Raw genomic sequence first — 12,673 nt, 5'->3', positions numbered from 1 at the left:
GTTAGACAGTGAGTTTGTAGTGTTGTTGCCGGTAGTTTACCGGACTTGTGTGTAGTTTGCTTACGATTCGTTCTTCGTTCCACCATGTGATGTATTGGCTGATTAGTTCCTCCAGGCTTTCATAGTCGTCGTGGGGGTTTGAGTTGAGGTTTAGTTCGGTTTTCAGGCGGGCGAAGAATGCTTCGGCGGGGGAATTGTCCAAGCAGTTGCCTTTACGAGACATTGACTGGCAAGCGCCTAGGGATTCAATCAGCTCGCGGTAGTCGTATGAGAAGTATTGCCCGCCCTGGTCGGTGTGGATCACTGTCCCGGTCAAGTCTGCTTTTTGGGCATACTGTTTGATCATGTTGGTAACTAGTTGTGTGGTGGCGCTTTTGCCTAGCTGCCAGGCCACGATCTCGTTGTTGTACAGGTCCAGCAAGGGCGAGAAGTAGTACCAGGAGCCCGCCCAGGAAATCTGGGTGATATCAGTAACCAGGCATTTACCGGGCTTGTCGGCATGGAACCGACGTTGGAGACGGTTAGGGATTTTGGCTTGAGTGCCAGCAAACGAACGGTAGTGCTTACGACGCGGGCAGGCCCCCTTCAGTCCGGCCATCCTCATCAGTCTGGCGACCTTCTTGTGGTTGAACACCTGGGGTGGGTAGTTGCCAAAGCCCTGAGCGATCAACGCGGTGATGCGCTTACACCCATAGCGGCCTTGGGCGTAGTCAAAGGCTGCCTTGACTACCTCTAGGTCCGGGTTGGGCTGGTTCGAGCGTTTCCGGGCCCAGTAGTAGGTCGAGCGAGCAAGCCCCACGATCGCGCACAGTCTTGATACCGGGTGTATGGCTTTGAGGGTAGTGACCAAGAGGATCAAGAGCTCTTGCCACGTATCAACCTCATCCCTCAAAGCACAAGATTTTTCCAGCAGCTCCACGTGTAGCGCGTCCAAAGCCTGGCGTTTTTCTTCGTTGGGGGCTTGAGCCTTGGCTGTTTCGATGTGGTGGCGCATTTCTTGCAGCCATTTACCCCAATGCTCGAATCGGTATCCTGCTTTCTGGGCGCGGTTAATGCGCTCGTATGCGGCTTTAGCGCTTGTTTCAGGGTCGACCATTTTTCTGTCCTCTAGCCAGCGTCCGAAAATGATCGGGTAAGAACCGGCCGGTAGTCCGTACTCGCGAGTGAGTTTGCCCGCGTTTTCACCAGCAAGCCATCTCATCCCGATCTCGGTCTTTAATTCTACCGGCCAGAAACGCGGCACGCGTTCTTGACGGGCTAGGTCAAAACCATCACGATCAGCTTCCCGACAAATCCGGCGTGCTGTCTCATACGACACGCCCGCACGCGCAGCACACTGACTAACCCGCAAGCCCTGCTCATACAAATCCAGCACCATCAAACGACGCTGAAAACGCTCCTCTATCGACACAATCCCTCCCAAGACCAGGACTGTCCAACAACAAGGGTTCGGTCCACCACACCCGCAGAAAATCAACGAAAACCCGACCCAAACCACCCAGCTCCATACCAAGTGTCAAAAGTCAGGTCAAACGAGCCGACTAGCGGGACACGGCTGCGGCACGGACGCCCGCCCCTCGCTTCCTAGAGATCTGGCCCGTCAGTGGCGGCACCAAGGCCCTCGCCGCCCGCCGCAGGCACTCCGGCGTTACCCACCTCCACCGCTGCCGGCTCGGCAGCGGTCACGGGCGCTGCGGGACGCTTCGCGGCAACCGGCGCTGCGGGGCGCGGGTCAAAGGCGTCCAGGTCCTCCAGGCAGGTCTCCAGGGTGGAGAAGTCGTCCTCGGCCGCGCGCGGACAGTCCAGGGCCGCCATCAGCTCGGCCACGCTGCGCCGCTGCGGGGCGGGCGCAACCACGGGCGCCAGCGCCTGGGTGCTGTCGATCTCCAGACCCGGCACCGGCTCGATCCGCTGCGTCACCTCCATGCGGTGCACGCCATCACTGCCGTCGGCGGCAACCGGCTTAGCAGTGCCGGCAACCGGCTTTGCGGCACCGGCCGCCGGGTTAGCAGCGCTTACCACCGGCTTAGCAGCTCCGGCCACCGCCTTCTCACCGCCCAGGAGTTCGGCGGACTTGGCGGTCGGCCGGGCGGCAGCGTCGTCCACCGGGGGACTCACGACGGCCGGGTGGGCGCCCCGCCCGCCGGGAATAGGCGTCGCCACGGCAGCGGGGGCGACCGGTTGGGGGAGGGGGGCAACGATCAGACGCGGCGTAGTAGCCTCCGGCACGCCCGGCGCCGGCACCTCCCCGGCGGCGTCCACCTCGGCGTGCGCCAAGAGCTCGGCGCGCAGGCTGCCGTCGGGGTCCAGCTCGGCAAGCTCGGCCTCCAGGCGGGCCTGCTCGGAGGCAAGGTTCTGCCTGGCGGCCTCCTCCCACTGCTTCCCGGCCGAGGTGCGGAAGATCGCGGGGCGCGCCAACAGCCGCTCCAGCGCGGCCAGGCGGCCCACCACGTAGGTGAGCGGGTCCAGCTCGCGGTACTCCTCACGGATCTTGGTGCGGTAGTCGCGATACTTCTGCGGGGTGGCGCCCAGGATCGCCAGGTCGGCGTCGCACAGCACCGCGCAGTCCACGTCGCGCGGGCCTGCCCCGCCGATGTTCATCACCATCTTCTCGACGTAGTCGATCATGGCGGGCGGCACGCGCAGCTCGGTCAGCTCCAGGCGGGCCCGCACGGCGCCGGCCTGGGTGTCCTCCCCGAACTTGCGGGGGTCGAGCCCGGGGGCCGGGGTGCGGTAGATGGCGCCGTGGTACCAGGCGGCCACGCGCAGCGCGTCGGGGTGGTGGGAGGCGATGGCCAGAATGTCCAGGCGCTCCAGCACCGCCACCAGGTGCTTGACGGAGTGGAAGGTGCGTTCGGGAGATTGCCACGAATCGATGAGGGCCCGACCAATCCTGCTGATCTTCTCCTCATCGGCCTGTGCTCCGAGCGCTTGCACCGAGCGAATGAACGCCGGCAGCAACCACGCGGCAATAGTCACTGCGTACTCCCTTGCTTGCCTATCAGCGTTAAAGAATGGTCCGCTTGCCGCGACTTGTCCAGTTCGTTTTGCCTGGCTGGGGACCGATTCACGTCCCGTCTGCGTGTTTTAGCGCCGCTTTTTGGCTTCCGCTGGGGCCGACGTCCCACCCTCGTCCCCGCTGACGGCGGCCTTCGTGCGGGCGGCCTTGGGGCCAGAGAGGGGTACCTCGATCCGCATGGTGGCGCCACCGCCGGGGGTGTCCAGCACCCGGATGGTGCCCTCGTGCTTGGCCATGATCGCGGAGACGATCGCCAGGCCCAGGCCAGAACCGCCCGTGGCGCGGGCCCGGGAGGTGTCCGTGCGGAAGAAGCGCTCGAAAATTCGGGAGGATGCCTCTGGGGGAATACCAGGGCCGTGGTCGCGCACCTCGATGGCCCCCATCCCGCCGCGCCTGCCCACGGCGATCTCCACCGGGGAGCCGGGGGGCGTGTGGCGTTGGATGTTGCCGAGCAGGTTTGTGACCACCTGAGTGATCCGGTCGGCGTCCGCCACCGCCAGGAGCGGGGCGGGCTGGCTGGGGCTGACCGGGGCTATCTGGCCGAGGGCGGTCGGGTGCGCGTCGGCGCCGTTCTGCGCGGGCAGCCGGGTGAAGTCGGTGGGATCGGCCGGGGTGCCGTCGCCCAGCTGAGGGGCGTTGTCTGCCAGTAGCAGCAGGCTCACCTCGCGGTCCGGGGCTAGGGCACGCAGGTCCTCCACGCCCCGGGCCGCCACGCGCCTCAGGTCCACGTTGCTGAACTGCAGGGGGCGGCCCTCGTCCAGGCGGGCCAGCTGCAGCAGGTCCTCCACCAGGCCCCCCATGCGCTTGGACTCGGACTCGATGCGGCGCATCGTGGAGCCCACCTGATCGGCGGGAATACCGCCCATGCGGTAGAGCTCGGCGTAGCCCCGCACGGCCGCCAAGGGTGTGCGCAGCTCGTGTGAGGCGTCAGAGACGAAGCGCTGCATGTTCTCCCGCAGCTCCTGCTCGCGCGCAAAGGACTGCTCGATGCGCGCCAGCATGAGGTTCAGGGAACCGGCCAGGGAGCCCACCTCGGTGGAGGGCGGCTCAGCGTGGATACGCACGGCCAGGTCACCGCCGGCGATCTGCCCGGCCACCTGCTCGATCTCTCGCAGCGGCCGCAGGGCGCGTCGGACCAGGTAACTAGCCCCCACCACGGAGATAAGCAGGATCACGGTGGCCACCACGATCATCACGCCCACGGTGCGCAGGATCGTCGCCTTCAGCGGCTCGGTGGACAACGCCACGATCGCAACGCCCCGCGCCTGGGAGGTGGTGCGAGGGGAGATAGGGATCATCACCGCGCGCCACGTCTTGCCGGGAATGTTGGACGCCAGGGTGAAGGGGACCGGGTCCCCGGACTCCGACAGGCGTACCACCGCGTCCGCGTAGCTCACCCCCAGGTCCACCGGCCGCCCGGAGGACTTCTCCAGCTCAGACCACAGCAGGGTGGTGGCGTCGTAGCCGTCGAACTTGATGTGAACGTAGTAGTCGCCCACGAAGTTGAAGTCACCGGGCGTGGACTGGAGCGAAAGCTGCAGGGCGCGCGTGGCGATCACCGGCGCGGTCCCGGTCAGCTTCTGGTCCAGCTGCTCCATCAGGTGGTTGTTCAGCAGGGTGACGGTCACCATCGAGGCGATCGCCAGGCCAAGCGTCAGTAGCGCCGTGGTGAGCACCACCAGCCGCTGCGTCAGCGGCGCCGCGTGCCAACTGTCGTGAAAGCGCGCCTTGATCCCAGCGCGCCCGCCCCCCTGCTGCCTTGCCACGCGGTTACTGGCGCGGAGCGCGGATCATGTAGCCCACCCCGCGGCGGGTCTGGATCAGCTCGGTGGCGGGCACGTCGCCCTCCGGGGCAACGGAGTCGATCTTGCGGCGCAGGTAGGAGATGTAGGACTCGATGATGTTGGCCTCGCCCTCCCAGTCGTACTCCCACACGTGGTCCAGGATCTGGCTCTTGGAGACCACGCGGCCCTCGTTGAGCATGAGGTAGCGCAGCAGCTTGAACTCGGTGGGGGAGAGCTCGATGGACTTGCCGGCGCGGCGCACCTCGTGTGCGTCCTCGTCCAGTTCGATGTCGGCCACGCGCAACACGCCGTCGTCGCCGCCGTCGTCCTTCTTGGTGCGGCGCAGCACCGCGCGGATGCGGGCCACCACCTCTTCCAGGCCGAAGGGCTTGGTGATGTAGTCGTCGCCGCCCACGGTCAGGCCCTGGACCTTGTCTTGCATGTCGTCGCGCGCGGTGAGGAACACGACGGGGGTGAGGATGCCGCGCTCGCGCAGCCGGCGCGTGACGGAGAACCCGTCCATGTCGGGCATCATCACGTCCAGGACCAGTAGGTCCAGGTTCTCGTTGAGTGCGGCAGTGACCGCCTCGGTGCCGTTGGAGGCGGTGATCACCTCGAAGCCCGCGAAGCGGAGGGACGACGCCAGCAGGTCGCGGATGTTCGGCTCGTCATCCACTACCAGCAGGCGAGCCTCAGGGGTTGAAGCGTTCATAAATCAATTATTCCCCCTTTTGTCTGGAGGTTGGCTGGAAGTTGAGTGGGCTGTGGATGGAGAGTCGCCCGGAGGAGCCTCGATTTTTCCCCAGTCCTCCCTCGGGGCGAGCTTGGAGTTGACCCGAGCAGCGATAATTCTCAAAGCCCGTCCTGAACCGAGGAGTTATCAATGCCCACCGCCGACCCGTTCAACCCGCCAGGCGTGGTCTTCCAGCCGGTATCGCCCAAGCTCGCACCGGTGCGCCTGGCAGGCACCTGGATCACCTGCGGAATCGGGGCGATCGCCTTCGCCATCCCCGCCGTGCTGGTCAGCCCCTGGTTCTACATCGGCACGGGCTTCTTCGCTGTGATCGCGCTGTGGGTGAGCCTGCTGGTCTCCCGCCAGGTCAAGGCGATGGGATACGCGGAAAGCGCCGAGGAGCTGCTGTGGCGCAAGGGCGTCATGTTCAAGCAACTGACCGTGGTGCCCTACGGTCGCATGCAGTACGTGGACGTCTCCGCCGGCCCCATCGCCCGCGCCTTCGGGATCGCGGAGCTGAAGATGCACACCGCCGCCATGGAGGGCGACGTGGTCATCAACGGCCTGCCCCTGGAGGAGGCCAACCGGTTGCGCGCCCGCTTGACCGCGCTCGGCGAGGCGAAGTTGGCGGGCCTGTGAGCGCGCCCATGATGCCCGACGTTCCGCCCGCACCCCCCACCGCCGCGCCCCTGTCCTTCGCCGGCGAGGTCAAGGGCGAGGTGGGCACGGTGATGCTGGAGCGCGGCCCGGAGCAGGTCATCTGGCGCCGCGTGCACGGTGTCACCCCCATCGTGCGCTCCTGGCAGGCAGTGGTGGCGCTGGCCGCAGTTCTCTTCGCTGTCTTTGTGGAGCTCATGTCCGACTTCCGCAGCACCGGCTTCTTCGGCACCCTGGCCGGAGTCGTGGAGGACTACACCCTCCACGCGCTGGGCGGGGCCGGACTGCTACTGGGGCTGGTGGCCTTGGGCTTCTTCCTGCAATGGCGGGCTATCCGCTACACGGTCTCCTCCGACGGCGTCCATCTGAACACCGGCGTGCTGATGAAGCAGCAGCGCGTGCTGCGCCTGACGCGCATCCAGACGGTAGACATCACCCGGCCGCTGCTGGGCCGCATCCTGGGGCTCGGCGAGCTCACCGTGGAGGCGGCCGGTGGCGCCGACTCCAGCGTCAAGATCGGCTTCCTCCCCGAGCGCGAGCTCAACGAGCTGCGCGCGGAGGTGCTGGCCCGCGCCGCCGGCGTCAAGGTGGGCCAGGGCGTTGGCCTGGCCCAGCCCGTCGCGCCGGGAGCGCCCACCCAGTTCGTCCCAGCCGCTCAGCCTGGACAGGTGGGGGCGGCCGGGACGGCAGCGTCGGCCATGGCAATGCCGGCGGCAGGGCCGGCAATCGCGGTGGGCCCGCCAGCCGCGCAGACGGGCGCGCACCCGGTGGCGCCGGCTCCGCACGGGCAGCAGACTGCCCCAGCGGCTCTGAGCGGTTTCCAGGGCGGCCAGCGCGTGGACATGTCCATGGAGGCACGGCGCTCCCCGGTGGCGCCCGAGCGGCTCATCTACCGCGTCCCGCCCAGCAACCTCATCGGCGCGCTCATGCGCAACCTCGCCGTCTGGGTCGCGGCGCTCGCCCTGCTGGGGGTCGTGACCGCCACCCTGGTGCTGACCGCGCTCGGGCACATCGAGGTGCTGCTGGCCGGCCCCGCCTACCTGCTGCCCATGGTGATCGCCTTCGCGGGCTTCCTGTGGCAGCGCTTCGCCGGCGAATACAACTTCCGGGCCGCGCTGTCCGCCGACGGCGTGCGCATCCACCGGGGCCTGACCCAGACCGTGGCGCAGACCATCCCGCCCGGGCGCATCCAGGCCGTCACCCTCACCCAGCCGCTGTTGTGGCGAGGCAAGGACTGGTGGCGCGTCACCGTGCAGGTGGCCGGCCAAAGCCGCCAAGACGGCAACAACCAGAAGCTGGAGAACGACATCACGCTGCTGCCCGTCGGCTCGCGAGAGGAAGCGCTCTACGCGCTCTGGCTGGCCGTGCCGGAGCTGGGGCTGCTGCCCGGCGAGAGCCCGGCAGAGGTGCTGGCAGCCGGCCTGACCGGGCAGGGCGAGGCCGCAGGATTCGTGGTCAGCCCACGTGGCGCCCGCTGGTTCAACCCCATCGAGTTCCGCCGCCTGGGCGTGCGCCTAGCCGAGCGCACCACCCTCTACCGCAGCGGCCGCATCAGGCGCTCCCTGCGGGTGGTGCCTCATGTGCGCCTGCAGGGCGTCACGGCAAAGGCCGGCCCACTCGATCGTGCCGCCGGGGTGGCCTGCCTGACCCTCGCGGTGGCAAACACCGCCCCCGTGCGCGTCCAGCACGTCGAGGCCGGCTACGCCGCCTACCTGCAGGAAAACCTGGTGCGCCTGTCCCGGGAGGACCGCCACCGCGAGGCCCCCGAGCAGTGGATGACCCGCGTAGGCGTGGAGGTCCCCGCCGCGCCCGCGCCGGGTGGCGTGCCTGCGCCGGTGCCGGTTGGCGGGGGCGGGGCTGCGTCTGCATCTGTTGGCGTGGCCGGGGCGTCGGTCGCCCCGGTGGGCGTGCCCGGGGCACCGGTCGCCCCGGCAGGGCCCGGTCAGGGGTCCGCGCAGTTTGGCGGGGGCGGGTGGAACGTCGGCCACCAAGAGCCCGGTCAGGGGGCCGCGCAGTGATCGCCACCGGCCGGCTCGGCATCGGCATCGTCGGGGCCGGTCGCGTGGGCGCCGTGCTGGGCAGTGCGTGGCGCGCCACCGGGCACGACGTCGTAGCGGTATCCGCCTCCTCCGAGGCCAGCCGGGAGCGCGCCGACGTGATGCTGCCCGGCGTGCCCGTGCTGGAAGTGGAAGAGGTGGTGGGGCGCAGCGAACTGGTGCTGCTCGCCGTGCCCGACGACGCCCTGCCCGGCATGGTCTCCGGCCTGGCCCAGCTGGGCTGCTTCAAACCGGGACAGATCGTGGTGCACCCCGCCGGGCGATTCGGGGTGGAGGTCCTGGCCCCCGCCACCGCCGCCGGGGCGATCGGGGTGGCGCTGCACCCGGCCATGACGTTCTCCGGCACCTCCCTGGACCTGCCGCGCCTGACCGGCTGCCCCATAGCGGTGACCGCCGCCCCCGGGATCCTGCCGATCGGGCAGGCGCTCGCGGTGGAGCTGGGCGGCGAACCCTTCGTGGTCGCCGAGGAGGCGCGGCTGCTCTACCACGCGGCCCTGGCGCACGGCGCCAACCACCTGGTGACGCTGGTGAACCAGGCGGTGCGGCTGGCGCAGGCCGCTGGGGTGAGGGACGCTGGGGCGCTGCGCCCGCTGCTGGAAACGGCTCTAGACCGAGCCCTGCGGGAGAGCGACGCGGCCCTGACCGGGCCAGTTTCACGAGGAGATTCGGGAACCGTGCGTGGACACCTGGAGGCCATTGAGGCCGCGGCCGTGGGGGCGCGGGTGGACGACGAACCGGCCGTCGCCGCCGAACTCGCCTCCGCCGCGCGCACCTACCGGCACCTGGCCACCGCGACGGTGGAGCGCTGCGAGGCGCTGGGGCGGCTCAACCCCGAGCAGGTGCGCCAGTTAGGGCAGGCGCTGGCCGGTTGAGGGGTGCCCGGTGGGGTGGCCCGGGTTTGGCCCGGGTTTGGCCCGGGTTTGGCCCGGGCGTTTGTTTCAAATTCGTACGGCCTAGACCTTATGCAGCCGACCTAGACCTGAGAACGCCACGCAAGGTCTAGGTCGAGTGCACAAGGTCTAGGTCGAGCGGTTTAGTGGGCGGGCGGGCCGGGGTGTGGGCTCGGGGTGCAGCCGCGCCCGGTCTCGGGTGGGGACCCGGGGTGCCGCCGCGCCCGGTCTCGGGCGGGGACCCGGGGTGCCGCCGCGCCCGGTCTCGGGTGGGGACCCGGGGCGCCGACGCGCCCCTGCGGTGACGCAGCAGCACATCCGTGGTGACGCAGCAGTGTGACGTTTCCCGGCACGGGTCGCCCGGGGTGGAGCCCGGCCGGGCCAGGCGCCTACGCTGGAAGGCGTGAAAATCCTTGCTCGCACGCGCGCTGAACTGGCCGACGCTCTCTCCCGCCTGGAGGGGCGCCGGGGCGTCGTCATGACCATGGGCGCGATCCACGAGGGCCACCTGGACCTGGTGCGCGCCGCCGCGAAGGTGTGCGACCACCTGGTGGCCACCGTGTTCGTCAACCCGCTGCAGTTCGGGCCCAGCGAGGATCTGGACGCCTACCCGCGCGACCTGGAGGGCGACTTCGCCAAGCTGACGGGCGCCGGGGCCGCCGTGGTGTTTGCGCCCAGCGTGGCGGAGATGTACCCGCACGGGGCGCCCACCACCACGATCCAGCCCGGGAGCGCGGGCGCCCCGCTGGAGGGGGCGCGCAGGCCTGGCCACTTTGCGGGCGTGTGCACGGTGGTGATCAAGCTGCTGGGCTTGACCCGTCCGGATGTGGCGGCGTTTGGTCGCAAGGACGCCCAGCAGCTGGCCGTGATCGGGCAGCTGGTGGAGGACCTGGACCTGCCCGTGGAGGTTTTGCCGGTGCCGATTCGCCGCGAGGAGGACGGGCTGGCGATGAGCTCGCGCAATGCCTACCTGAGCGAGGTGGAGCGCCAGCAGGCGTTGGCGCTGTCCGCTTCCTTGCGCTTGGCGCAGCAGGCCGCCGCGCGTGGTGAGCAGGCGGACGACGTTGCCGCAGCGGCCCGTTCGTTCCTGCAGGTGGCCCCCGGTGTGGAGCTGGAGTACGCCGAGCTGGTGGACCCCAAGAGCTTTGAGCCGTTCCCGGCAGATGGGGCGGGAGCCGCCCTGCTGGTGCTGGCCGCCCGGGTGGGCACCACCCGTCTGATCGACAACGCAGAGATAGAGGTAATGGCCCGATGACTACCCCCGCCTCCCTGCAGCGCACGATGATGATCGGCAAGATTCATCGGGCCACGGTGACGCAGGCAGACCTGAACTACGTAGGTTCGATCACGATCGACGCGGACCTGTGCGACGCGGTGGACTTCCTGCCGGGTCAGCAGGTTGACGTGGTCAACTGCACCAACGGCAACCGCCTGACCACGTACGTGATCCGGGGCGAGGCTGGCAGCGGTGTCATCGGTATCAACGGCGCGGCCGCTCACCTGGTGGGGCCGGGTGACGTGGTCATCATCATCTCTTACGGTGTGATGAGCGACGCCGACGCGCGTACCTACCAGCCGCACGTGGCCTTTGTGGACGCGGACAACCGCCTGGTGGAGGCCGGGGCCCACCCGGGTGCCGCCCCCGCCGGCGCTACCACCCCCGACACGGGAGCTGAGCTGATCAGCGCCTCCCTGCCCTTCCGAGACTAGGATTTCGCCCTGTGACTGAGAACCAGGCCCCCGCGGCTACCCCCGAGAGTGACGTTCCCGAGCAGGTGCGGGTGCGCGCTGACAAGCGTGCCCGGCTCCTGGAGTCCGGCCAGGAGGCCTACCCGGTAGTCCTGCCGATCACCACCACGATCGCGCAGGTGCGCCAGCAGTACGCCCACCTGGAGACCGGTGAGGAGACCGAGGACCTGGTGGGTATCGCCGGGCGCGTGGTGCTCTCTCGCAACACGGGCAAGCTGTGCTTCGCCACCCTGATGGACGGCGCGGGCGAGCGCATCCAGGTGATGCTCTCTGCCGCCGAGGTGGGCGCGGAGTCCCTGGCGGAGTACAAGACGGACGTGGACCTGGGCGACCACCTGTTTGTGCACGGCCGCGTGATCAGCTCCCGCCGTGGCGAGCTGTCCATCATGGCCCGTCCGGGCGTTGCCCCGGCCGGCCTGTTCACCCCGGGGATCGCCGAGGGCGACCCGGTGCCGGCGTGGCAGATCGCGGCCAAGACGCTGCGCCCGCTGCCCAAGAGCTACACCGCCGAGGACGGCACCGAGATGTCGCTGTCCGAGGACATGCGGGTGCGCCGCCGCTACCTGGACATGATCGTGCGCCCGGCGGCACGCGACATGGTGCGCATGCGCGCCAAGGTGGTCAAGTCCCTGCGCGAGTACTTTGACCAGGCCGGCTTCATCGAGATCGAGACGCCGATGCTGCAGACCATCCACGGTGGCGCGGCCGCCCGCCCGTTCTCTACGCACATGAACGCTTACGACACGGAGCTGTTCTTGCGCATCGCCCCGGAGCTGTTCCTCAAGCGCGCCGTGGTGGGCGGCGTGGATAAGGTCTTTGAGATCAACCGCAACTTCCGCAACGAGGGCGCGGACTCCTCCCACTCCCCGGAGTTCACCATGCTGGAGGCCTACGAGGCCTACGGCTCCTACGACACGATGGCCCGCCGCACTCGCGAGTTCGTGCAAAAGGCCGCCCGTGACGCGTTCGGCACCGAGGTGGTCACGCTGGCCGACGGCTCCAGCTACGACCTGTCCGGTACCTGGCGCGAGATCTCCATGTTCGAGGCGACCGCGCAGAAGCTGGGCCGCGAGTTCACCGCCGCCACCCCGCGCGATGAGCTGGTCAAGATCGCTGAGGAACTGGGCGAGGACGTGGCCGACCACTGGGGTCCGGGCAAGATCGCGGAGGTCATCTTCGAGGCCGCCGTGGGGGATGACCTGTGGGAGCCCACGTTTGTACGCGACTACCCGGAGGACTCCAGCCCGCTCACCCGTGGGCACCGCTCCAAGCCGGGTGTGGTGGAGAAGTGGGACCTGTACGTGCGTGGTTTTGAGCTGGCCACGGCCTACTCTGAGCTGGTTGACCCGGTCATTCAGCGCCAGCGCTTCGAGGCGCAGGCTTTGGCGGCCGCCAACGGCGACCCGGAGGCCATGGTGCTGGACGAGGACTTCCTGATGGCCATGGAGTACGGCATGCCGCCGGCCGGCGGCATGGGCATGGGCCTGGACCGCTTGCTGATGGCGCTGACGGGCCTGGGCATCCGCGAGACCATCACCTTCCCGCTGGTGAAGTCGCTCTAGGCGAGCAACGTCAAGCGGGGTGGGGACGCTGGTAGCGTCCCCACCCCGCTTGGGTTTCGGGCCACGGTTCGTGGCGCTCTGGTGACACGGCATCCCGGTGAGCCCGTGGAGGTGCCCCGGTGGCCCCATGGGGGCCCTGTGGCTCGGTGGCTTAGTGGACTGGGCCAGTGCGGTGAATCTCGACGTTTGCCTTTGAGTCTTGACGAACTGGTTTGTATCTCG

Annotated in this window: 10 protein-coding genes; 6 read left to right on the top strand and 4 right to left on the bottom strand. The window is 68.6% G+C overall.

Translation table 11 applies throughout. The annotated features are described in order from the left end of the window. Nucleotide 1: 1 nt before the first annotated feature. From AC4PWQ_RS01775 to AC4PWQ_RS01760, 4 genes are all read right to left on the bottom strand, one after another. Nucleotides 2–1,411, bottom strand: a complete 1,410-nt coding sequence (locus AC4PWQ_RS01775) for an IS3 family transposase (RefSeq protein WP_371164501.1) — start codon at nt 1,409–1,411, stop codon at nt 2–4. Nucleotides 1,412–1,584: 173 nt separating this feature from the next. Beyond that, on the bottom strand, nt 1,585–2,979 hold the full coding sequence (locus tag AC4PWQ_RS01770) for an HD domain-containing protein (protein ID WP_492089600.1): 1,395 nt from the start codon (nt 2,977–2,979) through the stop codon (nt 1,585–1,587). Nucleotides 2,980–3,087: 108 nt separating this feature from the next. After that, on the bottom strand, nt 3,088–4,785 hold the full coding sequence (locus AC4PWQ_RS01765) for a sensor histidine kinase (protein ID WP_371164178.1): 1,698 nt from the start codon (nt 4,783–4,785) through the stop codon (nt 3,088–3,090). A 4-nt stretch (nt 4,786–4,789) separates the two neighbouring features. Further along, nucleotides 4,790–5,515 carry a response regulator transcription factor gene (locus tag AC4PWQ_RS01760; protein ID WP_371151507.1) on the bottom strand — a complete coding sequence of 242 codons (726 nt, stop codon included), beginning with the start codon at nt 5,513–5,515 and terminating at the stop codon, nt 4,790–4,792. A gap of 171 nt (nt 5,516–5,686) precedes the next feature. Between AC4PWQ_RS01760 and AC4PWQ_RS01755 the strand changes: the two genes are divergently transcribed. From AC4PWQ_RS01755 to AC4PWQ_RS01730, 6 genes are all read left to right on the top strand, one after another. Then, on the top strand, nt 5,687–6,175 hold the full coding sequence (locus tag AC4PWQ_RS01755) for a PH domain-containing protein (RefSeq protein WP_371151508.1): 489 nt from the start codon (nt 5,687–5,689) through the stop codon (nt 6,173–6,175). Then, nucleotides 6,172–8,211, top strand: a complete 2,040-nt coding sequence (locus tag AC4PWQ_RS01750) for a PH domain-containing protein (RefSeq protein ID WP_492089599.1) — start codon at nt 6,172–6,174, stop codon at nt 8,209–8,211. Before AC4PWQ_RS01755 ends, AC4PWQ_RS01750 begins: the two co-directional genes overlap by 4 nt. After that, on the top strand, nt 8,211–9,122 hold the full coding sequence (locus AC4PWQ_RS01745) for a Rossmann-like and DUF2520 domain-containing protein (RefSeq protein WP_492089624.1): 912 nt from the start codon (nt 8,211–8,213) through the stop codon (nt 9,120–9,122). The genes AC4PWQ_RS01750 and AC4PWQ_RS01745 overlap by 1 nt, the downstream gene beginning before the upstream one ends. Before the next feature lie 421 nt (nt 9,123–9,543). Continuing rightward, nucleotides 9,544–10,395: a pantoate--beta-alanine ligase gene (gene panC, locus AC4PWQ_RS01740; protein WP_492089598.1), complete on the top strand. Its 852-nt coding sequence runs from the start codon at nt 9,544–9,546 to the stop codon at nt 10,393–10,395. Further along, on the top strand, nt 10,392–10,850 hold the full coding sequence (gene panD, locus AC4PWQ_RS01735) for an aspartate 1-decarboxylase (RefSeq protein WP_492089597.1): 459 nt from the start codon (nt 10,392–10,394) through the stop codon (nt 10,848–10,850). The genes panC and panD overlap by 4 nt, the downstream gene beginning before the upstream one ends. An 11-nt stretch (nt 10,851–10,861) precedes the next feature. Further along, nucleotides 10,862–12,451: a lysine--tRNA ligase gene (locus AC4PWQ_RS01730; RefSeq protein WP_492089596.1), complete on the top strand. Its 1,590-nt coding sequence runs from the start codon at nt 10,862–10,864 to the stop codon at nt 12,449–12,451. Nucleotides 12,452–12,673 lie beyond the last annotated feature (222 nt).

The organism is Buchananella sp. 103232 (assembly GCF_058725725.1).
The sequence above is the reverse complement of the archived record's forward strand: the minus strand, read 5'-3'. Positions and strand labels throughout refer to the sequence as shown.

Excerpts from the sequence above, each read along its gene's own strand:
- AC4PWQ_RS01760 (WP_371151507.1), bottom strand. The coding sequence starts at position 5,515 with ATGAACGCTTCAACCCCTGAGGCTCGCCTGCTGGTAGTGGATGACGAG.
- AC4PWQ_RS01755 (WP_371151508.1), top strand. The coding sequence starts at position 5,687 with ATGCCCACCGCCGACCCGTTCAACCCGCCAGGCGTGGTCTTCCAGCCG.
- panD (WP_492089597.1), top strand. The coding sequence starts at position 10,392 with ATGACTACCCCCGCCTCCCTGCAGCGCACGATGATGATCGGCAAGATT.